21 protein-coding genes are annotated in these 24,766 nt (G+C 36.2%); 2 read left to right on the forward strand and 19 right to left on the reverse strand.

Translation table 11 applies throughout. From position 1 onward, the window contains the following. Window positions 1–177 precede the first annotated feature (177 nt). The 3 genes from HMPREF3031_RS06665 to HMPREF3031_RS06675 all read right to left on the reverse strand — a co-directional run bounded on the left by HMPREF3031_RS06665 (window position 178) and on the right by HMPREF3031_RS06675 (window position 3,718). Window positions 178–1,044 (reverse strand): 2-oxoacid:ferredoxin oxidoreductase subunit beta, encoded by an 867-nt coding sequence (locus tag HMPREF3031_RS06665; protein WP_002480738.1) that lies wholly within the window; start codon window positions 1,042–1,044, stop codon window positions 178–180. After that, window positions 1,031–2,806: a 2-oxoacid:acceptor oxidoreductase subunit alpha gene (locus tag HMPREF3031_RS06670; protein WP_057509838.1), complete on the reverse strand. Its 1,776-nt coding sequence runs from the start codon at window positions 2,804–2,806 to the stop codon at window positions 1,031–1,033. The genes HMPREF3031_RS06665 and HMPREF3031_RS06670 overlap by 14 nt, the downstream gene beginning before the upstream one ends. A gap of 114 nt (window positions 2,807–2,920) precedes the next feature. After that, on the reverse strand, window positions 2,921–3,718 hold the full coding sequence (locus HMPREF3031_RS06675) for a TIGR00282 family metallophosphoesterase (protein ID WP_002480736.1): 798 nt from the start codon (window positions 3,716–3,718) through the stop codon (window positions 2,921–2,923). 270 nt (window positions 3,719–3,988) lie between these two features. Here HMPREF3031_RS06675 and HMPREF3031_RS06680 point away from each other — a divergent pair, with 270 nt between their 5' ends. Beyond that, window positions 3,989–4,207 (forward strand): hypothetical protein, encoded by a 219-nt coding sequence (locus HMPREF3031_RS06680; protein ID WP_002480735.1) that lies wholly within the window; start codon window positions 3,989–3,991, stop codon window positions 4,205–4,207. A gap of 104 nt (window positions 4,208–4,311) precedes the next feature. On the opposite strand, the gene HMPREF3031_RS06685 is transcribed toward HMPREF3031_RS06680, so the two are convergent. Continuing rightward, the gene (locus HMPREF3031_RS06685; protein WP_070724776.1) at window positions 4,312–5,142 is read right to left on the reverse strand and encodes a LysR family transcriptional regulator; all 831 of its coding nucleotides are present in this window, start codon (window positions 5,140–5,142) and stop codon (window positions 4,312–4,314) included. A 122-nt stretch (window positions 5,143–5,264) separates the two neighbouring features. On the opposite strand from HMPREF3031_RS06685, the gene HMPREF3031_RS06690 reads away from it, so the two are divergent. Continuing rightward, complete coding sequence (locus tag HMPREF3031_RS06690; RefSeq protein WP_002480733.1) at window positions 5,265–6,260, forward strand: YeiH family protein; 996 nt, start codon at window positions 5,265–5,267, stop codon at window positions 6,258–6,260. Between the two features lie 120 nt (window positions 6,261–6,380). Here the strand turns inward: HMPREF3031_RS06690 and rny are convergent, their stop codons facing one another. The 15 genes from rny to HMPREF3031_RS06765 form a co-directional block, all read right to left on the reverse strand. Beyond that, a complete protein-coding gene (rny, locus tag HMPREF3031_RS06695) occupies window positions 6,381–7,940 on the reverse strand; it encodes a ribonuclease Y (protein ID WP_002480732.1) in 1,560 nt (519 codons plus the stop codon). Between the two features lie 199 nt (window positions 7,941–8,139). Then, a complete protein-coding gene (recA, locus tag HMPREF3031_RS06700) occupies window positions 8,140–9,204 on the reverse strand; it encodes a recombinase RecA (RefSeq protein ID WP_002480731.1) in 1,065 nt (354 codons plus the stop codon). 168 nt (window positions 9,205–9,372) lie between these two features. Next, entirely contained in the window at window positions 9,373–10,518 is a 1,146-nt protein-coding gene (locus HMPREF3031_RS06705; RefSeq protein WP_002480730.1) for a CinA family nicotinamide mononucleotide deamidase-related protein, read from the reverse strand. Window positions 10,519–10,652: 134 nt separating this feature from the next. After that, on the reverse strand, window positions 10,653–11,234 hold the full coding sequence (pgsA, locus tag HMPREF3031_RS06710) for a CDP-diacylglycerol--glycerol-3-phosphate 3-phosphatidyltransferase (protein ID WP_002480729.1): 582 nt from the start codon (window positions 11,232–11,234) through the stop codon (window positions 10,653–10,655). A 25-nt stretch (window positions 11,235–11,259) separates the two neighbouring features. After that, window positions 11,260–11,658, reverse strand: a complete 399-nt coding sequence (locus HMPREF3031_RS06715) for a helix-turn-helix domain-containing protein (RefSeq protein ID WP_002480728.1) — start codon at window positions 11,656–11,658, stop codon at window positions 11,260–11,262. A 21-nt stretch (window positions 11,659–11,679) separates the two neighbouring features. Beyond that, on the reverse strand, window positions 11,680–12,519 hold the full coding sequence (locus HMPREF3031_RS06720; RefSeq protein ID WP_002480727.1) for a DUF3388 domain-containing protein: 840 nt from the start codon (window positions 12,517–12,519) through the stop codon (window positions 11,680–11,682). Window positions 12,520–12,651: 132 nt separating this feature from the next. Further along, the gene (ymfI, locus tag HMPREF3031_RS06725) at window positions 12,652–13,356 is read right to left on the reverse strand and encodes an elongation factor P 5-aminopentanone reductase (protein ID WP_002480726.1); all 705 of its coding nucleotides are present in this window, start codon (window positions 13,354–13,356) and stop codon (window positions 12,652–12,654) included. Further along, entirely contained in the window at window positions 13,357–14,643 is a 1,287-nt protein-coding gene (gene yfmH / locus HMPREF3031_RS06730) for an EF-P 5-aminopentanol modification-associated protein YfmH (RefSeq protein WP_002480725.1), read from the reverse strand. Further along, on the reverse strand, window positions 14,644–15,870 hold the full coding sequence (gene yfmF / locus HMPREF3031_RS06735) for an EF-P 5-aminopentanol modification-associated protein YfmF (protein ID WP_172954253.1): 1,227 nt from the start codon (window positions 15,868–15,870) through the stop codon (window positions 14,644–14,646). 58 nt (window positions 15,871–15,928) lie between these two features. Then, window positions 15,929–16,651 carry a GntR family transcriptional regulator gene (locus tag HMPREF3031_RS06740; protein ID WP_002480723.1) on the reverse strand — a complete coding sequence of 241 codons (723 nt, stop codon included), beginning with the start codon at window positions 16,649–16,651 and terminating at the stop codon, window positions 15,929–15,931. Between the two features lie 2 nt (window positions 16,652–16,653). After that, window positions 16,654–19,026, reverse strand: a complete 2,373-nt coding sequence (locus HMPREF3031_RS06745) for an FtsK/SpoIIIE family DNA translocase (protein WP_002480722.1) — start codon at window positions 19,024–19,026, stop codon at window positions 16,654–16,656. A 232-nt stretch (window positions 19,027–19,258) separates the two neighbouring features. Beyond that, window positions 19,259–20,932, reverse strand: coding sequence for a ribonuclease J2 (rnjB, locus tag HMPREF3031_RS06750; RefSeq protein WP_002480721.1), 1,674 nt, complete (start codon window positions 20,930–20,932; stop codon window positions 19,259–19,261). A 189-nt stretch (window positions 20,933–21,121) separates the two neighbouring features. Next, the gene (pnp, locus tag HMPREF3031_RS06755) at window positions 21,122–23,227 is read right to left on the reverse strand and encodes a polyribonucleotide nucleotidyltransferase (protein WP_002480720.1); all 2,106 of its coding nucleotides are present in this window, start codon (window positions 23,225–23,227) and stop codon (window positions 21,122–21,124) included. Between the two features lie 164 nt (window positions 23,228–23,391). Next, on the reverse strand, window positions 23,392–23,661 hold the full coding sequence (gene rpsO, locus HMPREF3031_RS06760; RefSeq protein WP_002480719.1) for a 30S ribosomal protein S15: 270 nt from the start codon (window positions 23,659–23,661) through the stop codon (window positions 23,392–23,394). Between the two features lie 124 nt (window positions 23,662–23,785). Next, window positions 23,786–24,760, reverse strand: coding sequence for a bifunctional riboflavin kinase/FAD synthetase (locus HMPREF3031_RS06765; RefSeq protein WP_002480718.1), 975 nt, complete (start codon window positions 24,758–24,760; stop codon window positions 23,786–23,788). Between the last annotated feature and the right edge of the window lie 6 nt (window positions 24,761–24,766).

Raw genomic sequence — 24,766 nt, forward strand, 5'->3', positions numbered from 1 at the left:
TAAACATTACCCTGATTAAGCGGTATGCCAAACTTTTATTTTAAACTTTAGTCAATCCCAATTTAATGGATATACAAAATAATCATATAAATATATTTTCAGAATCATAAATAAGCCTTCATACCCTTACAATAACTTATACCCGTTATTTGAAGAATATGAAGGCTATTTTGTATTTTAAATAAATTGTTTTGTTAGTTCATCAAATTGTGATTGGTCAATGTTAATATCTTGCTTAGCTAAAGCTTCTCCGCTCATCACTTCTAATTGTGATTCATAAGAAGGTGTTTCTTTATCTTGATATACAATACCTGTCAGCAATGATTCATGATTGATAACTGCTTGTGTTGCTTTACCTTTATCTGATGGATCATAATCTTCTAATTCATCAACAGATACAAGATTTTCTTTAAACCAATCATACGTATTTACTTTATTATAAGTCACACATGGTGAGAAAACGTTCACAAATGAGAAACCATCATGGTTGATTGCTTCTTCGATTAAAGCAGTCAATCCTTTGATGTCACTTGAGAAACCTTGTCCTACAAATGTTGCACCTGATGATAATGCTAATTCTAACGGTGCGACGTTTTGTTCAATGTTGCCTTTTGGTGTAGTTTTTGTCACAAAGCCAGGTGCTGATGATGGTGATGTTTGTCCTTTAGTTAAACCATAAATTTGGTTATCCATAACGATGTACGTAATGTTCATGTTACGACGTAATGCATGAATGGTATGACCCATACCAATCGCATAACCATCTCCGTCACCGCCTGAACAAATCACTGTTAAATCTTTATTGGCCATTTTAACACCTTGCGCAATCGGTAAAGCACGACCGTGAATCGCGTGCATACCATATGAGTTAACATAGCCTGATAAACGACCTGAACAACCGATACCTGTAATTAATGCTACTTCTTCTGGTTCTAAGCCTACATTTGCAGCTGCTTTTTGAATCGCTGCTTGGACTGAGAAGTCACCGCAACCTGGACACCAGTTAGGCTTAACGTTATTTCTAAAATCTTTAAATGTTGCCACCTGTAACCACTCCTTCAGTTTCTTTGGCAATTTCTAAACCTTTTTCTTCAATTTCATGTGGTAAGAATGGTGTACCATCATACTTCGTTTGATTGATTAATTTTTGATGGACGTTCACATTCATTTTTAATATATTCGCAAGTTGTCCTTGATAGTTATGTTCAACAACAACTACTTTTTTCGCTTTATCTACCGCTTCTTGCACAATTTGTGTAGGGAACGGATGCAATTGTTTAATTTGTAAATGATTGACTTTAATACCTTCATCTTCAAGACGTGCTTTACCTTCTTGAATTGCACCTTTTGTTGAAATGAAACCAATATATAAGATATCCGCTTCATCATACGGTTGATCGTCAATCACAGGTTCATTGATTAATAACTTTTCTGTCTTACGCATACGTTTGTCCATTTGTTCTTGACGGTTTTGTGCAGACTCGCTAGGTTTACCTTCTGGACTGTGTTCTACACCTGTCACATGATGAATACCGCCTTTAACACCTGGAATTGGTCGTGGTGATACACCGCTTGCTGTTAATGCATAACGTTTGAAGTAAGATTTATCATCTTCATCTCTTTCAATATCACTTTGCAGCAACTCGCCACGTTTAATTTCTACACGACTGAAATCTAATTGTTCAACAGTTTGTTTACCTAATGCTAATTGTAAATCACTTAAGATAATGACTGGGCATTGGTATTCTTCAGCTAAGTTGAAAGCTTCAACTGTTAAATAGAACGAATCTTCAGCATCTGTCGGTGCTACGACAATTTTAGGAATATCGCCATGCGTACCATAAATCATCTGCATTAAGTCAGATTGTTCTTCTTTTGTCGGTAAGCCTGTTGATGGACCGCCACGTTGTGTATTCACAATCACTAACGGTGTTTCAGTCATACCTGATAACCCGATAGATTCCATCATTAACGACAAGCCAGGTCCTGCTGATGCTGTAAATGCACGGACACCTGCATAGTTTGCACCGATAGCCATTGTCGCAGCCGCAATTTCATCCTCAGTTTGGATAACTGCACCATTTACTTTTGGTAAGTTTTCAATCATATATTCCATGATTTCTGATGCTGGTGTAATCGGATAAGCAGCCATAAATTTAGAACCCGCTGAAATCGCACCTAAACCAATCGCATCGTTACCGATCATATATAAATGCGGCTCAGACTGGCTTGCTTCAAGGTGGTAGTCACCTTTTAAGTCTGTCATTTCTTCTTTCATAGCTTCATAGCCTGCATGTAACGCTTGAACGTTCATGTCTACAATATTTTCGCCTTTTTTACCGAATGTATTCGCAATTAAAGATTCGAAAGATTTGATATCTAAATCCATAATGGCACATGTTGCACCAATTGCGACCATGTTTTTCATTAATTTTGTACCTAACTCTTTTGCGATATCTGTAAAAGGCAGTACGATCAGTTGGGCTTTACAATTTTCAGGACGAGACGGTTTTGCTTTTGCATCTACAATAATTACGCTGTCATCACGCATTTCATGATGGTTTAATTCAATCGTTTCTTGATCAAATGCGATTAGAATATCTAAATCATCGCTGATCGCATGTACAGGTGTTGTTGATACCCTGATTTTATTATTGGTATGTCCGCCTTTAATACGGCTTGAGAAATGTCTGTATCCGTAGAGATAATACCCTTCACGGTTCATTGCTGTGGCAAAGATTTCTCCAGTCGATTCAATTCCTTCACCTTGTTGTCCGCCTACTTTCCAAGATACTTGTGATTTCATACCTAGCTTTGCCTCCTGTAATATAATTCATCTATCATCATAACAAAATAAACCACTGTATTACTATGATAACAGTGGTTTTAAGTGAAATTCATACTAACGGACGATACCCTATCAGACCATTTCGAATGGGTTATCTTCGTTAATTAAAATCCGTTCAATCTTTTTGGTTTTACCATTTTTATCTAAATCAATAACTACACCAGATAAAACTTCTCTTCCCTCGTCAGGTACAACATGACGTTGCGGTAAACTTGAGATAAAACGGTAAATGACTTCATCACGATTAATACCTAAAATACCATCATAGAAGCCAGTCATACCGACATCTGTAATGTAACCTGTACCTTGAGGTAAAATACGGTTATCTGAAGTTTGAATATGTGTATGCGTTCCAACTACAGCACTTGCGCGGCCATCTAAATACCAGCCCATCGCATTTTTCTCTGATGTTGTTTCCGCATGAAAATCTACAAAAATATAAGGCGTTTCTTTTTGCGCTTCTTTTATCAAAGCATCTGCTTTTTTAAATGGATCATCAATATCTTGCATAAAAGCGCGTCCTTGCAAATTGATAACAGCAAGTTTTGTGTCATTAATCTGCATATAACGCATGCCGACACCTGGTGCTTCATCAGGGAAGTTCGCAGGTCTGACCATACGTTTCGCATCATCAATAAACTCATAAATCTGACGCTGACCATACGTATGATTGCCCAACGTCATAAAGTCTACGCCTTCACGTAATAATTGTTTATAAATTTTTTCAGTCAGTCCTTTGCCGTGTGCCGCATTTTCAGCATTCACAATTGTCGCAGTCGGACGGTAATGTTGTTTCAATTTAGGAAGATACGTCGTGATTGCCTGACGTCCTACCTTACCTACGATATCGCCGATAAATAATATTCTCAACGTTCCTTCATCCTCTCATATTAGTTAGTTTAATGGAAAAAGCATCAATTGAAAAGTATCAATCGCGTTCTGAAATCAAAGATTCTTTTAAGTTTTAATAACTTCATCTTTAATTTTATGTAGAGCGGGTAAAAGTAATTAAGTCATTCATACATCACATTGTTGTATTTGTAAAAAATCTGTCAATTTTCGACTAGAAGTTTTACTTTTTCAGGGTGTGTTTGTATGTTATGATTTGTCTATCAAATTTATAGGAGATGTCGTTATTCAATGTCAATTAATATTGATCCCGAAAAGTTCGCAGAACTAGTACTTCAATCAAATCCGTCAAAAAGTGAGGATGCTGAAGATATCGCAAAAGAAGCTTTAGAACTTTATGTTAATGCTTATCGTTTAGCTGAAAGATACGCACAATTATCTTCAAACGCTTTAGATACATGCGAAGTACTTAAAGAAGTAAAACAAACAGATTTACTTTTATCTAAATAAAGACAACGATTATAAAAATAAAAGCAATGCAGTGATATACACTGACACATGAAACACGAGAAGTTAAGCAAAATATGCTTAACTTCTTTTTTATGTTCAACTTTTTATTGCTTCTTCAAATGTTCTATCAATAAGCTTAGATTATCATCAATGTATTTATTCTTATGTGTAAACAAATAAAAATCACGTTGTATATCTACAGGTACTACGCTTAAATATTGATGATCATAAGGAGTCAGCGCTGAAGAGGAAACAATAGATATTCCCATACCACTTCGCACCATATTTTTAATCAGTGTGGTGTTATTCATTTCAACTAAAAAGATATCATCTAAGCCAAGTTTCTCAATTCCCTTCTCTTGGTATGCACGCGTACCTAAGCCTCTTTCTCTAATATAAAAAGTTGAAGCTTGTTCAAACACTTGCCCTTTTCTACGAATTAAAACTAACTCATCATGTTCAATTTTAATTTTATTTAACGCATTGTCTTGAATTTCTTTTTCTACAATACCTACATCGATACTATTATGTTTAAGATGTTCAATAATATGTTCTGAGTTATCTAATCTCGCATGAATGTGTAATTTAGGATATTTTAGAGCCAAGTCTGCGAGATGTTCAGACAATCGATATTCTCCGTAAGTGTAACTGCTGCCAATGGTTAGTTCTCCTGAAATTGTATGAGGTGCTTGTTTTAAATCTTTTCTCAAACGATCTTCAAGTCGCTGTTTTTGTATCGCATATCGAAATAAAGTTTCACCATCAGTTGTGAGTCGCATGTTCGAATGTTTAAATTCAAATACCTTCACGTCATAGTCACTTTCTAAGCGTTTAATATCTCGGCTGATTGAAGGTTGCGAGGTATATAAGTTTTGTGCTGCTTTCGTGTAGCTTCTCGTTTTTACGACTTCAATTAATACTTTAAAAGGATCCATTGTACGTCCTCCGACTCTTTGACTTTTCACTATTATAACAAATTTGTTATGAGCGCTATACCAAATATTTATTTAACGTTATAGTCAGCCAATGATAACCTTAATTTTAAGGAGGCATGACTATGACAACATTTAGACAAAAACCTTTCATACTAGGGATACTCTTTACTCTGGTTATCGCACTCATCAGTATGTTGTTAGCGAAGTTGCCGATTCTCGCAAATGTAGGTGCATTGACTATTGCGATCTTATTTGCGATTGTTTATCGACATATTAAAGGATATCCGGAAACACTTAGACCTGGCATTGAATTTTCAGCGAAAAAGCTTTTGAAATTTGCGATTGTCTTGTATGGTCTTAAATTAAATATTAACGAAATCATTACACAAGGACGTACATTATTACTCGTGGATATCGGTGTAGTTATTTTTAGTATCGGTTTTATTTTCTTATTAAACAAATGGCTTAAAGGTGATCGTGATATCGGTCTTCTATTAGGAATCGGAACAGGAATTTGCGGTGCAGCTGCTATTGCCGCAACTTCTTCAATTCTAAAAGCGAAAGAGAAAGACACAGCATTAAGTGTAGGCATTATCGCATTAATCGGAACACTCTTTTCATTAGCCTACACTGTTATTACATCTATCTTTAATATTGCGCCACAATTATATGGCGCATGGTCAGGCAGTAGTTTACATGAAATTGCGCATGTCGTATTAGCTGCTGGATTTGCGGGAGAAGCTTCACTTAAAATCGGACTACTCGCAAAACTCGGACGTATATTCCTATTGATTCCAGTCAGTTTGATTTTACTCGCAATCATGAAATACAAATCACAACATAGTGCACAAAAAGCTAAAATAGAAATTCCATATTTCTTATTTGGTTTTATTATTGCTGCACTGATTAACACGTATTTACCATTGCCAGAACCTTTAATGGCAGTATTAAATTTCTTAGCAACATTACTCATCATAATGGCAATGGTTGGATTGGGCTTGAATGTTGCCTTAAAAGATATTAAAGATCGTGCCGGCAAACCATTAATAGCAATTGTAATCGCATCTATTATATTATCCGCATTAACTTTTGCGACTCTAAGTATGCTGCATATATAAGTTTAATATGAATTAAATGAAACTATCCCTTGAGCTCATTCAAAAGCTGAAGGGATAGTTTATTTGTATATAAAAGAACCTTGAGCTATCTCTAGCCCAAGGTTCTGTTGGTTTCAAAAATTATTTTGCATATTCAATTGCTCTCGTCTCACGAACAACTGTCACTTTGATATGTCCTGGATACTGTAGTTCATCTTCTATTTGTTTTTTAATATCTCTTGCTAGGCGATGTGCTTTCAAGTCATCGATGTCATCTGGTGATACAATCACACGGATTTCACGACCTGCTTGAATCGCAAATGCTTTTTCTACGCCTTCATAACCTTCAGATAGTGCTTCTAAGCGTTCTAATCTTCGGATATAATTTTCAAGTGTCTCTTTACGAGCACCTGGACGCGCTGCTGATAAAGCATCTGCTGCAGCAACTAGGATAGAGATAATAGATGTTGGTTCAACATCCCCGTGGTGGGAATGAATCGCATTAATAACTGTTTCGTTTTCATGATATTTCTTCGCAAGTTCTACACCAATTTCGACATGGCTGCCTTCTACTTCATGATCAATCGCTTTACCAACGTCATGTAACAAACCAGCACGTTTTGCCAATGTCACGTCTTCACCAAGTTCAGCTGCAAGCATTCCTGATAAATGTGCAACTTCGATTGAGTGTTTTAAGACATTTTGGCCATAACTTGTTCTGAATTTAAGTCGACCGAGTATTTTAACTAGGTCTGGATGCATGTTATGAACGTTAATTTCAAATGTAGCTTGTTCACCAGCATCTCGGATAATATCATCTACTTCTTTACGTGCTTTTTCTACCATGTCTTCGATACGACCCGGATGAATCCGACCGTCTGAAACAAGGTTGACTAAAGCTGTGCGTGCAATTTCTCGTCGAATAGGATCGAAGCCTGATAATATAACCGCTTCTGGTGTATCATCTATAATTAAATCGATACCCGTCAATGTTTCTAAAGTACGAATGTTTCGACCTTCACGGCCAATAATACGACCTTTCATTTCATCATTCGGTAAGTTGACTACCGATACTGTTGACTCTGAAGTATGTTCAGCAGCTAAGCGTTGAACCGTTGTTGCCAACAATTCTTTTGCGGTTTTATCAACTTTTTCTTTCGCTTCATTTTCCTTTTCTTTAACAAGTACTGCAATATCTTGTGACAGTTCTTCTTCAACACGTTGAAACTGTTCTTTGATTGCTTCATCACGTGTGAGACCGGAGATGCGTTCTAATTCTTGTTCGTGCTTCATTATTATGGATTGAACACTACTCTCTTTTGCATCTACTTGTTGTTGTTTTTCTTCAATTTTCGATTCTTTTTGCTCTAAAATCTCATCTTTTTTGTCTAATAGATCAGACTTACGCTCTAAGTTATCTTCTTTTTGAAGAAGGCGGGTCTCTTGTTTTTGAAGATTTCCACGTATTTCTCGAAGTTCATTTTCTGTTTGTTCTTTTAAACGTTGATTTTCTTCTTTCGCCTCAAGTAATCTCTCTTTCTTGAGATTCTCTGCTTCTTTGTTCGCCTGATTGATAATATCATCTGCAGTTTGTTTTGCTTGCACTTGTTTATCGTGCAAAACTTTTTGGGCAACTATATACCCTACAACAACTCCTAGAATACAACCCAGCAAAATGAGTAGGAGGGTTAATAAATTCACACAAACACCTCCTTTTTCTAGGATTTTGTTTATTTGTATATCAATTTCAATATGATTATATGAAGTTATATAAGAATCATACATACCAATTGTACTTTTTTAACATGAGAAGTGTCAAGGTTAATAGTTTACATAACCTTCATAATTACACCGCAAAAAGAAAAACCTGGAAGCTATTTCCAGGTTTATAAAATAGATACTATTCTTCTTCAAATAAAGATGCATTTTCACTATTTTTTTCTGCTTCTTTTTCTTCTTTCTCTTCAACATCTCCATCAAAAATACCAAGTTTTTGACGTAATTTTTGATCAATATCTGCTTTAACATCAGGATGTTCTTTCAAGTAATTCTTTACGTTTTCTTTACCTTGACCCATACGGTCGCCATTGTAAGAATACCAAGCACCTGATTTATCAACGATATCATGTTCAACACCTAAGTCGATTAATTCGCCTTCTTTAGAAATACCTTGTCCGTACATAATATCAACTTCTGCTACTCTGAATGGTGGCGCAACTTTGTTTTTAACTACTTTAATTTTAGTACGATTACCTACAATTTCTTGGCCTTGTTTTAATTGTTCTGCACGACGTACTTCTAAACGTACTGAGCTGTAGAACTTCAATGCACGTCCACCTGGCGTTGTTTCAGGGTTACCGAACATTACGCCGACTTTTTCACGGATTTGGTTGATGAAAATCGCTGTACAGTTTGATTTAGAAATGGCACCTGAAAGTTTACGTAAAGCTTGTGACATTAAACGAGCTTGTAAACCAACGTGTGTATCTCCCATTTCACCTTCAATTTCAGCTTTAGGTGTTAATGCTGCAACTGAGTCGACAACAATAATGTCTACTGCACCACTACGCACAAATGCTTCTGCAATTTCTAAACCTTGTTCCCCATGGTCAGGTTGTGAAAGGTATAAGTTATTGATATCTACACCTAATGCTTCTGCATATACAGGATCTAACGCGTGCTCAGCATCAATAAATGCTGCAATGCCGCCTTGTTTTTGTACTTCAGCAATCGCATGCAATGCAACTGTTGTTTTACCAGAACTTTCTGGTCCGTAAATTTCTACAATTCTTCCTTTAGGGTATCCGCCTACTCCTAAGGCATTATCTAATGTAACAGAACCGCTTGATACACTTGAAACTCGGCGCGCTTTGTTATCGCCTAACTTCATAACCGCACCCTTACCAAACGATTTCTCCATATTCTTAATTACAGTATCTAGCGCTTTTTGACGTTCATTATTCAATGTCTGGCCTCCTATTCGAGATATCTTCTCAAATTTATCTTAATTCATACTATACAGGTTTCTATCCTAAATTACAAGAAATAAACGAATATTTGTTCGGTTATTTCTTGTTTTTAGTGATAACCAACCGAACACTAGTACTTATAAACGTAATTTTTTGTCTATTTCTTACTTAGAAAACATATTTATCAAACGGATATAGACATAGTTTGGCGTTCTATGTTTAATTAAATTCCTTTTTTGCGTCATAGTAAACGCTTCTATTTTGAAGTCATCTTCTGTGCATACACCTAAATACACTTCATCCTCTTCATGCAATAAGGCTACACCAATATCAGTTTGATAAAGTTTACGTACTTGTTCTGCACCTGATTTTAATCGTGTTTTAATATCTAAGTCTTGTTCTACAAAGATAACATCATCAACTAACATACCTCTTAATTTATCAACTTTATCATCTTCTTTAAGTTTAGAGTAAACTTCTCCTGATGTAACACCATCATAAATCGCAAAAGTACCCGGTACTTTTTCAAGTGTTGCTTGTTCGATTGTTGTTTCATCAGAACCAAAATAATAATCTCCAATACGATTAAGAATTTCTGTTCTAATTGGTTTGATTAAAGACTTACATGTAGCTTCATCTGGTCCACTTGCTGTAACACGAATTTTAACTTCATGAGATCCGGCTAAAGGCGCAATAGTCGGATTAGATTGATTGTCAATTAAGTCTAACAATTCTGTTTCAACACGTGATTCTCCGATACCCGCAAACTTCAATTGTTCAGAAAAGATTGTACCGTTTTCTTGCATTAATAATGGAAGTAATTCTTCTTCTGCCATCGGATTCATTTCTTTTGGTGGTCCAGGCATTAACGCAATACGTTTACCATCTTGTTCTACTAACATACCAGGTGCCATACCTACTTTATTTGGCAGAACCGTTGCCCCTTCAATCACTAATGCTTGTTGTTTATTATTTTCGCTCATTTCTTGTTTTTGTTCTTTAAAGTAGCTTTCAATATATTCTAATGCTGTTTCGTCTGTAACCAGTTCACGCCCTAAGACTTTTGCTACCGTATGTTTCGTTAAATCATCTTTTGTCGGACCAAGTCCGCCTGTCATTACGATCGTATCGTTAACTTCTAGAGATTGACGCAATAAGCGTTCTAATCTAGCTTCATTATCTCCAATTACCGCTTGTTCCACGACATTTAAGCCAACACCGTTAAATAATTGAGAAAGGAACTTCGCATTTGTATTGAGTATTTGTCCTAATAGGAGTTCTGATCCTACTGCTACAATAGAAATTTTCATAAAATTTCCTCCATTACCTTTGAGAATCTTAATTCATACTATACAAATATAAGAGTGGCATAAACATAGTGATTTGTGAACTCATATGCATTCAGTTCACCGCTATGTATATGCCACCCTTAAGATGATATAGATTATGATTGTTTTTTAAATACATCTCTACCTTTGTAGAAATATTCAATACCTGAAAGAACTGTAAAGAATACACCGATGTATAACAATACTTGTCCGATTGGGAAACCAATCCATACGACAAGTGGTTCACCAAGTAAAATCCAAACTAATGCAACCATTGTAACTGCTGTTTTAATTTTACCTAATTGACCTGCAGCGCTGACAAATCCTTGTTCAATTTGAAGTAAGCGTAAGCCTGTTACCGCAAATTCACGTGCAATGATAATAATCGCTACAACTGAATTCGTTAAATCAAGTTGAACTAAAACGATTAAAGCACTTGCAACTAACAATTTATCTGCTAGCGGGTCTAAGAATTTCCCCATGTTTGTCACTAAATTCCATTTACGTGCTAAGTAGCCATCCGCAAAGTCACTGAGTGAAGCGATGATAAAAATCAAACCGCTGATAAAGAACTCAATACGAATCGAATGACTTCCGATAAATGTCATATTGCCAAAGCCGAAGTCGACTAACGCAAAAAGAATAAATACCGGTATTAAAATTACCCTGAAGATGGTTATCTGATTGGGTAGATTCATAAACATTTCCTCTTTTCTTGCTATTTTATAATAAGAATACTGCTGCCACCCATAAGACCAAAGTTACCACAATAAAAATACTGAGCCAAACAACCAGTTGCTTAGAATCTTTACTTTGTGTTTTATAATCTGGCGGATTTGAACCACTGAATTGTTCAATAGTTTCATCATAGTGGCTATCTGCAGAATTCGGCAGCTCCTCTTGATGATGAGCAATCAGGATAGAAGCATCTGTATTCACAGCTTTGGCATATTTCTCAATAATACCTTCCGCATAATTCGGATTAGAAAGCGCATTAAAATCATTCGCTTCGATAAGAGTCAAAGTTTCTCTTTTCACTTTAGTCTTTGACTCTAATTCATTTAACGTCATGCCTAAGCGTTCTCTTTTCCCTTTTAATGTCTGTCCAATTGTATTGCTCATGTTTTGACACTCCTTGAAACATTATTCAAAAAATCCGAATCCTCCGCCAAAGTCATCAAAGGAATTACCGAAATCTAAGTTATTCTTACTTTTAACTGTTTGATGTTTCATATGTTCATATTTGATTTCTTGATCTTCAGTTTCTCTCAACTCAATAATATAATCAAAGTCTTCTAACTGATAATCACAAGAATCTACAAATAAATCCGGATGTTCTACCACTTTGATTGCTGGTAAAGCCATCACTTCATCGACTAATTGACGATGCTTAGGATCATTTTCTCTGGCAGTCACTGCCCCATCGATAATATAAACATGTTCTGGTCCGTATTCTCCTTTTAATAGAGAATTACGTATGGTTTGTTTAATCAATGTAGAACTGATAAACAGCCAACGCTTATGCGCACAGACACTGCCTGCTACAATTGATTCTGTTTTACCGACACGTGGCATGCCACGAATACCGATTAGTTTATGGCCTTCTTCTTTAAAGATTTCTGCTAAAAAGTCTACCAGCAGACCTAAATCCTCACGTTCGAATCTGAACGTTTTCTTATCATCTGCATCTTGTTTGATATAGCGGCCATGTCTGACTGCTAAACGATCACGTAATTGCGGTTTACGCATTTTAGTAATCGAAATTTCATCAATTTGACTTACAATATCTTCAAAGCGTCGCATTTTGTCTAAACTGTCTGCACGAATTAATAGACCTCGACGATTTTGATCGACGCCATTAATTGTCACAATACTGATCCCCATCATCCCTAATAGACTTGCGACATCTCCTAAAAGTCCAGCTCGGTTAAAGGTAATTTCATATTCTAAATACCATTCAATTTTTCTTTCTGGTGCTATCATGTTTTAACACGCCCCTTAGTTCAACAACATATAGAATTCATCAGAATGAATTGATACATACTCATTTTCAATAGAATTGAAAGATATCTACATTATACATTATCTCTAAGTATATGAATATGGAATTCATGTTTAAATATACCAACCGCCATTGACTTTCTGTATTGTACCTGTGACACTTTGTGCACGTTTATCATAAAGATAAGCACATGTGTACGCAACTTCATCTGGTGTAACCATACGTTGTTGTGGCAGTTCATCAATAATAGCTGCTAATTCAGAAGGTTCAAACTCATCTGCCATATTACCACTGACCATGCCAGGTGTCACAGCATTGACTGTAATATTTGTCATCGCAAGTTCTTGGCTTAAAGCTTTCACAAAGCCGATTTGTGCCGCTTTCATCGCAGAATAAACAGTTTCCATGCTCGCACCTGTTTCTCCCCATATTGAAGAGATAATTAAAATGCGACCATGAGCACTTGCTCTTAATTGTTCTAAAAAGAAACGTGTAATAAGCATCATGTTTTTAACATTCAACTGATAACATGCATCAATGTCTGTTGCTGTCATATCTTGAAACATGCCATATAAACTGCGACCAGCTGCATAAACTAAAACATCCAAATTATGAATAAATGAAAATACAGATTCCATGTTTATATTTTGCGTCAAATCCGCTTGTACAAACGATACATTCTGACTCTCATATTTAGCTTTTAGCTGATCTGGTGACGATTGATTATAATGAACAATGACCTCATAACCATCTGACAATAATTGTTCTACAATAGCGGAACCAATAGAGCCAGAACCTCCAATGACTAATGCTTTCATTTACTTCTTAATCTCCAGTCTGCTGTCAGCGATTTGATCAAAGTTTAAACTTTTCTCTGCCGCTTCATTAATACTCTCTAACGTAATACTATCTACAATGTCCAACATATTGAATAAGCTGACACCTTCGAAATAAAGTTTTGTATATTGATTCGCAATATATTCTGGTGAGTTCAAACTTGAAATAAACTCTCCAATAAATTGTTTCTTCAACAATTCAAAGGCTTCTTCATCTTCTAAATTACCGACCTTAGCTTTCAACTCATCCAACAATAATGACTTCAACTTATCTGGGTCTGGTGTTGAACTTGTAATTAAAGAGAAGCTGTAAGAAGGTTCTAACACAAATTGATAACCAAATGTATCATCAATTAAGCCTTCATTTAATAAGTTTTGATAGAAGTCTGTTTCTTCACCTAATACCATTTCGAAGAAGAATGTCATTTCAATATCACGTTTCATAAAGACTTCTTTTGATGCTTGTTGCGGTACGTTTTTAAAGCCAAGCATCAATCTTGGAATTTGAATATTCATTTCCTCAACCACTTTGGTTTGTTGAACTGCTTCAGGCTCTTCTAAGCTATCGCGTACAATTTCAGGCTGTGCTGTCAATTCTCGTTTTGCTTCATGATCACGAACTAAATCATGAATACGTTCAGGATCGACATTACCTACAACAAACATCACCATATTAGATGGATGATAGAATGTTTCGTAGCAAAGATATAAATCATCTTTTGTAATTTCATAAATACTTTCAACACTGCCAGCAATATCTACTTTAACAGGGTGTTGTTTATACATTGCACGTAATGTATTGAACATTAGCTTATAACCTGGTTGTTCTTGATACATTTTTATTTCTTCAGCAATAATCCCTTTTTCTTTTTCAACTGTTGCTTCAGTGAAATAAGGCGTCTCTACCATGTTCATCAAGCGTAAAATGTTCGACTCTACATTTGAGGTTGCGCTAAATAAATAACTTGTGCGATCGAAACTTGTAAAGGCATTGACTTGTGCATTATCTTCCGCAAAGTCAGTAAATAAGTCGCCTTCTTCTTTTTCAAATAATTTATGTTCTAAGAAATGCGCAACACCATCCGGTACTGTCACAAATTCATCACTGCCTAAAGGTTTAAATTTGCTGTCTAATGAACCGAACTGTGTCGTATATGTAACAAATGTTTTTTGGAACCCTGGCTTTGGAATGATAAAAACTTTTAAGCCATTATCCATTTGCGCTTCATATACTGTTTCATCGATTAACTCATAATAACGTTTTTTCATTTATGCTTCGTCCTCCTTCGTCAACACATAAATCGTATCTAGGATGGCACTTTGTGTGAGACGAATAACATCTTCTTTCGTCACATCGTGAATTTTTTGTCCATAATTACCATTTGTTAAATCTTTCGGTAATAAGATTTGATTATGTGCAATTTCTACCATACTTTTCGGACGGTCTTGAGATTCGTTACGTTGTGAAATTAAAATTTTCTTCGCAAGTTCTAATTTCTCTTCACTGAATTCACCACGTTGGAATTTTTCAAATTCCGCTAAAATCGTATCTTTCGCAACTTCATATTTTTCAGCAGAAACACCACTTAACACAAACATGTAGCCATTCTTACCATCAATTTGTGAATGTACAGAATATGCTAAACTTTGTTTTTCACGTACTTCATTGAACAAGACAGATGATGGATCACCACCAAACATTGTATTGAAGACCACAAAGGTATAATAATCTGGTTGTCCATAGTATGTGTTGAAGCGATAACCGATGTTCAACTTCGCTTGGTCAATTTCGTCATATTCTACAATAGTTTGCGGCAGTTCGTCTTTAGAACGTTGTGCTTGAATGACTGAAGACACTTGTTGTAGTGGTTTAATATCAAACAGTTGTTTGATTTTGTCTGTGACTTCTTCTGAATCGACATTACCTACGACATAAACAGCACAATCATCGTTCTCTAACATGGATTGGTATGTATGATATAACAATTCTGGTGTGATTTGAGGTATATGTTCGATTAAACCTGATGCTAGATAACTATATGGTTGATCGCCAAACATGTTTTTCATTAATTTTAAGAACGCCAGTTGTGCTTTATTATCATTGATTGCTTCTAGTTTCTTTTTCAATAATGTCTTTTCTTGTGTCACAAATGTTTCATTGAAACGTTCATTTTCAACTAACGGATGATAAAGAATTTGTTGAAGTAATGCTAAACCTTCATCAAACAAAGGGTCTTTATGTTTTAAGTAACGTTCGTTCACAATTTCTAATGTAATTGTGATGACATGTTTATCCTTGAACTTTGTCACGAAACTATTGACATAAGCCCCATATAACTCTGAAAGTTTTCTGTTAAACGCTTTATCTGTCGGCCATTCTTTTGTGGCTCTGACAAGTAATTTACTTAACAAGGCACGCGCAGTCATAGTTTCTTCATCCAGCGGTGCCATAAATTTGAATGTGATAATTGTTGTTTTAAATTTATCCGTCGGCATCACCTTAATGCGCGGCTCTGTATGATTGTGTTGTTGACTCACACTGTCACACCCTTTCTTAATTTTCTTCAATTTTGCGTATTGTTTTAAATTTGACTACTTCACTCTTGAAGTAATTATAAGAGTAAAGAATCGGTCTGTTTTGATGGTCATAATGGATTTGTCTTAATAGCATCAATGCTTCATTTGGTGCTGACTCTAAAGCTTCTGACACTTTAGGTTCATAGCTGACCGATTCAATTTCTGTTTCTGAATATGCGATACTGATATCAGCAAAAGCTTTGATTGCAGTTAAAATGGATTCATCATGCGCTTGAAATGCAGCACAAGTCAGGTAACTCGTTGCCACTTTATCTAAACAATAAACAACAGGACTACCATCAGCGGTTCTGATTCTTTCAATCAACGTGACAAATTCGCCTTCTTTTAAATCCAGCGCTTTACGATCATACATTGTTGCTGGTTGTTGATCTAAATTCATAAAGATTGTGCCCGCTTTATAACCTTCATTTTCAATCATTTTGCTGATGCTTAACAACTTATCAAGTGGATAGAAGAAAGGTTGAGAAGTTTTAACACTCGCTGTTGCTTCAAAGTTTTGTGTTAAAACTTGTTCCGTAATAAGTTCATCCACTGCATCATATACATCATCAGTTTTTGCGTTAACTTCTCTTGCGATTGATAAAGTACTTGGAACCGGATCACCCGGTTGCAAGTTACCTTCTTCAATTTCATTTAATATCCATTCTTTAATTCTGTATATCGAATTCGTATTTGTCATCATTACACCTCACCATTATCTAAATCCACTAATACTTGTCGTGGTTTACTGCCTCGTTGTGGTCCAATCACTTGGTTGTTTTCTAAATCATCCATTAAACGTGATGCACGGTTGTAACCGATTCTGAATTGACGTTGTAAAAGGGATGTACTCGCTTTTTGCTGTTCGACAATAAATTGATAAGCTTCATCATATAGCGGATCTTCACTTTTCTTTTCTCCGCCCTCTGGTGTTGTACCAGGTTCCATTTCTTTAACATAATTCGCTTTTTGTTGATCAATTACAAAATTCACTACATTTTGAACTTCTTGATCACTTAAGAATGCACCTTGGATACGCGTTTGAATAGAACCGCCATTACCAAAGTACAACATATCCCCTTTACCTAATAGCTTCTCAGCTCCGCCTCGGTCGATAATCGTACGAGAGTCTGTTTGAGAGCTGACCGCAAAGGCAATACGTGATGGAATATTGTTCTTGATTAATCCCGTAATAACATCCACAGATGGACGTTGTGTCGCAATAATTAAGTGAATGCCTGCAGCACGAGCCATTTGTGTAATACGTTGAATCGCATTCTCAACATCTTTACCTGCAACCATCATCAAGTCAGCTAATTCATCTACAATTACGACAATATAAGGTAATAGAGATTGTTTTTCATCTAATTCCTCATTTTGACGCTTCATATAGTCATTATAGCTTTCAATATTTCTCGTACCCGTATGTTGGAATAAATCATAACGACGTTCCATTTCCGCCACAATTTTCTCTAACGCTTGCGATGCTTTATGAGGATTTGTGACCACTGGAATTAATAAATGCGGAATACCGTTATATACATTCAATTCTACCATTTTTGGGTCAATTAGCATGAGTTTTACTTCATGTGGTTTCGCATTCAGTAAAATACTCGTAATGATACCATTGATACATACAGATTTACCGCTTCCGGTAGAACCTGCCACAAGCAAGTGCGGCATTTTATTTAATTCTACGCTGATAGGTTCGCCTGATATATCTCTACCCAAACCTACCTCTAATTTATTCTTAGAAGGGAATTTTTCATCTAAGACTTCTTTTAAAGAGACTAATGCGATTTTATCATTCGGTACTTCGATACCTACAGCTGAACGACCAGGAATCGGTGCTTCAATACGCACATCTTTGGCAGCCAAAGCTAACGCAATATCATTATGCAAGTTGACGATTTTGCTGACTTTAACCCCTTGTGCTGGTTGTACTTCATATTGAGTCACTGCTGGACCGATTTTGATTTGGGTTACTTTCGCATTAACATTAAAGTTCTTCAATGTATTTTCAAGCAGTCGCCCTTTCTTTTGAACTTCAGCACGTGATGTCGTTTTTTGTTTCACTGGTTCATTCAAAATAGAAAGCGGCGGTAATTGATAGTCTGAATTTTCAACTTCACCCGCTTCAGAAATACTGCCCATATCTTCAGATGATTCTGTTGATTCATTTGTTTGTGTTTGTTCTACCAACTGACGTTTTTCACGTTTTCTTTTAGGTGCAGGTTCTGCTTGGGGTTTAGGTTCTGCTGGTTTTGGTGTCTCTTCTTTTTGATCATCACCGAAAATCGGAATCGCAGCTTCTTGCTTCTCTGCTTCTGACATGGGAACTTCTGTAAAGTCGCTGACATCCTTCACTTCTTCTTGTTGTGCACGCTCTGCTGCTTTTTCTTCTTTACGGCGTTGTTTTTCTTCTGCACGCTCAGCTTGACGTGCTTTACGTTCTTTTCTATGTACTGCTGCTTTTTCACTGCCTGATTTTAATTTCTCTAAGAAAATTTTAGCCACATCACGATGACGTTGTTTAGATAATAAAATAAAACTAGAAATAAAAAGTAATATTGTTAAGATGACAACGCCGACAATAGATACAAGCGGTATAGAGAAATGAACTAAATAATAACCAAGCACCCCGCCGCCGAAATTCGGAAAATGGGTTTTATCATATTGACGATACACATAAGAAATAACAGGTTCACGGTCGCCCGCAGCACCTTTCGTAAAGACTAAATACAACTGTGTCGCAAATAACAACGCAACTTGTAACACAATTGAACCTGTTAATCTTCTAGTTTTCGGCAGCTTGCCGTTATAAGCTAAAAAGCCTGATGCTAATATAACGAGAATGTAGGTTAAGTATCTACTATAGCCAAACAAGTAATTGAAAAGGGTATCAATTACTCTTCCGATTATTCCTAATTGGAAGGCACCTAGAACAACAAGCACTACCGTAATAATCGCAGCAATATAGCGTAACGGTGCTTCATTTTGTTTTTTCTTTGTGGTTTTTCTTCTTGCTGTCGTTTTACGTTTCGTATTTGTTGTTCTTTTCTTTCTTTGTGCCAAAACATACACCTTCTTTTCCATAAAATATGTCTTAGTGAATATGTATTATGCGTACAGACAAACTAAGGTACCTATACGCACACATGCTAAACTTACTATCCTTCTATTTTAACATTTAACGTATAGACCACATAGTTACACATGATTAAAATATGAGCTATACGATGAAATGCTATGGTACGCATGTTTGCACACCATAGCATTCTTGTATGTTAATCTTGCATACTTTTAATTAAACTTCAGAAATAATTGGGATAATCATTGGACGGCGTTTTGTGTTTTCAAACAACAACTTGCTGATTTTATCACGCATATTTTGCTTGATTTCAGACCATTCAATACGACGTTCTTGAAGACCTTGTTCCACTATCTCGCGTACTTTTTCTTCCGCTTCTTTCAACAATTCTTCACTTTCTCTGACATACACGAAACCACGTGATTGAATTTCAGGTCCTGCCGCAATTTGTCGGTTTTTCGGATCTAAAGTCACAACCGCAATGAAAATACCATCTTCTGCTAATAAATGGCGGTCACGTAAAACGATATTACCGACGTCACCGACACCGATACCATCAATCAGTACGTTACCTGATTCTACTTTTTCATTTAAAATCATATCTTCGCCATCGAAGTTTAAGACATCGCCTTTTTCAGCTAAGAAAATCTTTTCAGGTGCTACACCTGCTTCAGCCGCTAATTTCGCATGGGCAATCTGCATTTTGAACTCGCCTTGGACAGGGATAAAGTATTCTGGCTTCATGATGTTAATCATCATTTTGAGTTCTTCCATGCAACCATGACTTGATGCGTGGATTTTCTTATTATTTGGGATGATATCTGCTCCGGCACGTGCTAATTCATTTAACGTGTCACCGATAATTACTTCCATGTTAGCTGACGCTGTCATGGCTAAGAAGACTGAATCACCTTTTTCGATATTCATAATTTTATGCTTTTGACGCGCCATTTGATTCAATGCTTCTACAGGTTCTCCTTGCATACCTGTCGCAATAATTACCACTTCATTTTTTGGATAATTTTTAACTTCATTAATTGGAATTAATAAGTCTTTTGGAATATCAAAGTATCCCATTTTACGTGCAATATTGAATGATGTTTCTAGTGAACGTCCTAAGAATGAGACTTTACGATTCAATTTGCAAGCTATATTTAACACTTGTTGAATTCTGATAAAGTTTGATGCATAACAAGACACAATCAATCTGCCATTCACTTTTGTAAATGCATCTAACATATGAGATTCAATCACATTTTCAGGTGTGTTGTAACCTGGTTTCTCCGCTTCAGTCGAATCACTGATTAACGCAAAGACACCTTCGTCTCCGATTTCAGTCATTTTCTTAAGATCTGGCGCATAGTTGCCTTGTAAACTTTGGTCAAATTTAAATTCACCAGTATACACAATTGCACCATATGACGTATGAATCGTTACACCTAAACTATCTGGAATACTATGTGATGTATTAAAGAATGATACATTGACATTTTTAAAGCGCATTACAGATTCATTGTTGACTGTATAATATCTGACTTTCTTATCAATTTTACGTTCTTTCATATATTCTTTAACAAGTGCTAATGTCAATTTAGAACCATATACTGGTGCGTCAACTTTTTCTAAAACATAGCTGACTGCACCAATCGCATGCTCATGTCCATGCGATAAGAATATACCTTTTAATTTATCTTTATTTTCAATGACATATTGAATATCAGGAATTACAATGTCGACACCCAGCATTTCGTCTTCTGGGAACATTAGACCTGCATCCAACATAAACATTTCATCGTCAACTTCAACGATATACATATTCTTCGCAATTTCACCCACGCCGCCAAGCGGGATGATGCGAATATCATTATTCTTTTTCTTTACTAAATTCAATTTTTCTCCTCCTATTTATAATCCCCGACCATATAAGTATTCACTCTATATTATAAGTTAAAATCTTTTTAATGTACACTAATGAATCCATAGGCCAGCACGATGTTAAACCGTACATATGTATAAAAGAATGCTTGTGAAGCAACATCAAGTTGTACAAGCATTCTTCTTATTCAATCTCATATTCTATTAGTTTTCTTTATTTAATAATACACGGTGAGATGCATTCACACGGCCTTTACTGTCAATTTCAGTTACTTTAACTTCAATTGAGTCGCCAAGTTTCAATACATCTTCAACTTTATTGATACGCTCATTCGCAATTTGTGAGATGTGTAATAACGCATCAGTGCCTGGGAATAATTCTACGAACGCACCGTATTTTTCAATACGTTTAACTTTCGCATTATATGTTTGACCCACTTCTGCTTCACGTGTAATTTCTTCAATAATTTCACGCGCACGATTGATCATCGCTTGATCTACTGCACCGATAAAGATAGTACCATCTTGTTCGATATCCAGTTTAACACCTGTTTCATCAATGATTTCATTGATTTTCTTACCGCCAGGTCCAATAACATCTCTGATTTTGTCTGGTTTGATTGTCATTGTTTCAACTTTAGGTGCATACGCACTTAATTCTGGTCTTGGTTGATCGATTGTTTGAAGCATGTGTTCTAGAATTGTTAAACGACCGACACGTGCTTGTTCTAAAGCTTCTTCAATGATTTCTCTAGTTAAACCATCGATTTTGATATCCATTTGGATTGCTGTGATACCATCTTTAGTACCGGCAACTTTGAAGTCCATGTCGCCTAAAGCATCTTCCATACCTTGAATATCTGTAAGAATTGTATAGTTATCATCGCGTGTTACAAGACCCATCGCAATACCAGCAACTGGTGCTTTGATTGGTACACCTGCATCCATTAAAGCAAGTGTAGAACCGCAAATAGATGCTTGTGATGATGAACCGTTTGATTCAAGCACTTCGCTGACAATACGTACTGTATATGGGAAATCTTGTGTGTCAGGAATGATATATTTCAAAGCACGTTCGCCTAATGCACCGTGTCCGATTTCACGACGACCTGGTGCACGAACTGGACCTGTTTCACCTACTGAGAAGTTCGGGAAGTTATAGTGATGCATAAAGCGTTTTTCAACTTCAGGTCCTAAACCGTCAATTAATTGATATTCGCTTAATGCGCCTAATGTCAATACAGATAACGCTTGTGTTTGACCACGAGTGAATAAACCTGAACCATGTGCACGCGGTAATAGACCTACTTCAGATTCTAATGGACGAATTTCATCTGGTTTACGTCCATCTGGTCGTACTTTTTCATCCGCGATTTGACGACGGACTTCTTCTTTTACTAAATCATTTAAGATTGCATTTACTTCAGCTAGTAACGCTTCGTTTTCCGGATCTTCTTCATCTTCGAAAATCTCAATAATTTCGTCACGAACTGCGTCGATATTTTCTTCGCGTTCTTTTTTATCGAATGTTTGAATTGCTTCTTTCAAACCTTTTTCTTGTGTTAATGCAGTTACTTTTTCTTCGACTTCTGCATCACGTTCAACTGGAATAAATTCTGATTTCTCAGGTTTAAGGTAATCAATAATTTCCTCTTGGAACGCTACTAAACGCTTAATTTCTTCATGACCGAAGAAAATTGCATCTAACATTTCTTTTTCAGTAATCTCGCTTGCGCCTGCTTCAACCATGTTGACTGCGTCTTTATGGCCTGCAACTTCTAAATCTAAACGAGATTGTTCTTTTTGTTCTACAGTCGGGTTGATCACATATTGACCATCAACATAACCGACATTTACCCCTGCAATCGGACCTTGGAATGGGATATCTGATACACTTAATGCCATTGATGAACCGATCATTGCTGCCATTTCTGGTGAACAATCTGGATCAGCACTTAACACGATATTCATGATTTGAACATCATGGCGGTAACCTTTAGGGAATAATGGACGGATTGGTCTATCGATTAAACGCGCAGTTAAAGTTGCTTCGTCAGCCGGACGACCTTCACGTTTTTTAAAGCCCCCAGGAATTTTACCTGCTGCATACATTTTTTCTTCATAGTTAACTGTTAATGGGAAGAAATCTCCATCACGCGGTTCTTTTGATGCTGTCGCAGTAGATAATACAACTGTATCCCCATAACGTACGAGTACCGCACCGTTTGCTTGTTTTGCCATCTGCCCAGTTTCAATTGTTAACGGACGGTTTGCCCATTCGGTCTTAAACACTTTCTTGTCTTGAGACATTAGGAATCTCCTTTCTCTTACTACCTCTTTTACATTAATAATTCTATCATATCATTTACATGATTATTTTTATACGCACATTCGTATCTAAGCTATAAAAAAAGGAAAGCAACCAACGATGGTCCTTTCCTCTAACTGGTATCAGCGTTTTACTTAAGAAAAGATTAACGACGGATACCTAATGATTTGATTAATTCACGGTAACGTTGAATATCTTTTTTACGTAAGTAGTTTAATAAATGTCTACGACGACCTACCATTTTTAATAAACCACGACGTGAATGGTGGTCTTTTTTGTGTGTACGTAAGTGTTCGTTTAAAGCATTGATTTCTGCAGTTAATACTGCGATTTGTACTTCTGGTGAACCTGTGTCTGTTTCGTGTACACGGTATTGTTTGATTAATTCGTCTTTACGTTCTTGTGAAATTGCCATTGTCAATTTCCTCCTTTAATAATTTAGTCTCCCCAGTCTGAGTCAGGCGTCGGAGTATCGACCTGCCAAGAGTGAGGACTGTTTTTAATCTTGTTTTGATTACCACATGTGTAATCATTCCGACCTAAATATTATAAGATACTTCATCACCGAAATCAACCGATAATAAATATTTCGCTTGTTCTTTATCTTTATTCATTTGTTCTACAAGCGGATCAATACCATCAAACTTGATTTCCGGTCTTAAATAGTGGTGCCAAAAGACAATCACACGTTCACCATAAATATCTTCTTCAAAATCAAAGATATTCACTTCAATCACGACATGTGATTTCTTAGGATCATGGAATGTCGGTTTCACACCCACATTACATACGCCTCTATAAATACGTTGTTCTGTACCGATAGCTAAGCTGACTGCGTACACACCTTTTTTAGGTAATACATAATCGTCGCTCGGTTCAATATTTGCTGTTGGGAACCCGATTGTTCTGCCACGTTTTTCACCTTGGACTACTGTTCCTTTGATGCGGTAACGATAGCCTAGTTCATCATTTGCTTTCTGCAAGTCGCCTTCTTTTAATGCTTTTCTAATTTCAGTTGTTGATATTTTCTCTGAGAACATTTCTTGTTTGCTCACAATCGTTGTATTAAAGTGTGTTTTTAATTCTTGGAGTACAGACATATTGCCTTTACCGTGTTTGCCGAATGTAAAATCAAAGCCTGCAACGACTTCTTTCACATGGTTTGCGATTAAATATTCATTCACAAACTCATCAATCGAAACATCCGCAAATTTAGATGTGAAATTCACAATAATAACATAATCGATGTTATATGATTCTAAAATTTCGATTTTATCACTTAACGGCGTTAAATAATCCGTTCTTTTTTGTTTAGGATTCAATACAACCGATGGATGGGGATCAAACGTCATAATCGCTTTTTTCAAATTACGTTTTTTCGCAATCTCATTTAAAGTATGAAAGACTTGCGCATGTCCTTTATGCAAGCCATCAAAAAATCCCAATGCCATCGCAACGTCTTCTTGTATATATTGCTCAGGTTGAATTGGATGTGTAACTTCAATTACTTTCATTTTGCG

Source organism: Staphylococcus sp. HMSC072B07 (genome assembly GCF_001815505.1).
Lineage (GTDB): Bacteria > Bacillota > Bacilli > Staphylococcales > Staphylococcaceae > Staphylococcus > Staphylococcus simulans.

Excerpts from the sequence above, each read along its gene's own strand:
- HMPREF3031_RS06670 (WP_057509838.1), bottom strand. The coding sequence starts at position 2,806 with ATGAAATCACAAGTATCTTGGAAAGTAGGCGGACAACAAGGTGAAGGA.
- HMPREF3031_RS06680 (WP_002480735.1), top strand. The coding sequence starts at position 3,989 with ATGTCAATTAATATTGATCCCGAAAAGTTCGCAGAACTAGTACTTCAA.
- HMPREF3031_RS06685 (WP_070724776.1), bottom strand. The coding sequence starts at position 5,142 with ATGGATCCTTTTAAAGTATTAATTGAAGTCGTAAAAACGAGAAGCTAC.
- HMPREF3031_RS06690 (WP_002480733.1), top strand. The coding sequence starts at position 5,265 with ATGACAACATTTAGACAAAAACCTTTCATACTAGGGATACTCTTTACT.
- HMPREF3031_RS06705 (WP_002480730.1), bottom strand. The coding sequence starts at position 10,518 with ATGAAAATTTCTATTGTAGCAGTAGGATCAGAACTCCTATTAGGACAA.
- pgsA (WP_002480729.1), bottom strand. The coding sequence starts at position 11,234 with ATGAATCTACCCAATCAGATAACCATCTTCAGGGTAATTTTAATACCG.
- HMPREF3031_RS06715 (WP_002480728.1), bottom strand. The coding sequence starts at position 11,658 with ATGAGCAATACAATTGGACAGACATTAAAAGGGAAAAGAGAACGCTTA.
- HMPREF3031_RS06720 (WP_002480727.1), bottom strand. The coding sequence starts at position 12,519 with ATGATAGCACCAGAAAGAAAAATTGAATGGTATTTAGAATATGAAATT.
- ymfI (WP_002480726.1), bottom strand. The coding sequence starts at position 13,356 with ATGAAAGCATTAGTCATTGGAGGTTCTGGCTCTATTGGTTCCGCTATT.
- yfmH (WP_002480725.1), bottom strand. The coding sequence starts at position 14,643 with ATGAAAAAACGTTATTATGAGTTAATCGATGAAACAGTATATGAAGCG.
- yfmF (WP_172954253.1), bottom strand. The coding sequence starts at position 15,870 with ATGCCGACGGATAAATTTAAAACAACAATTATCACATTCAAATTTATG.
- HMPREF3031_RS06740 (WP_002480723.1), bottom strand. The coding sequence starts at position 16,651 with ATGACAAATACGAATTCGATATACAGAATTAAAGAATGGATATTAAAT.
- pnp (WP_002480720.1), bottom strand. The coding sequence starts at position 23,227 with ATGTCTCAAGACAAGAAAGTGTTTAAGACCGAATGGGCAAACCGTCCG.
- rpsO (WP_002480719.1), bottom strand. The coding sequence starts at position 23,661 with ATGGCAATTTCACAAGAACGTAAAGACGAATTAATCAAACAATACCGT.
- HMPREF3031_RS06765 (WP_002480718.1), bottom strand. The coding sequence starts at position 24,760 with ATGAAAGTAATTGAAGTTACACATCCAATTCAACCTGAGCAATATATA.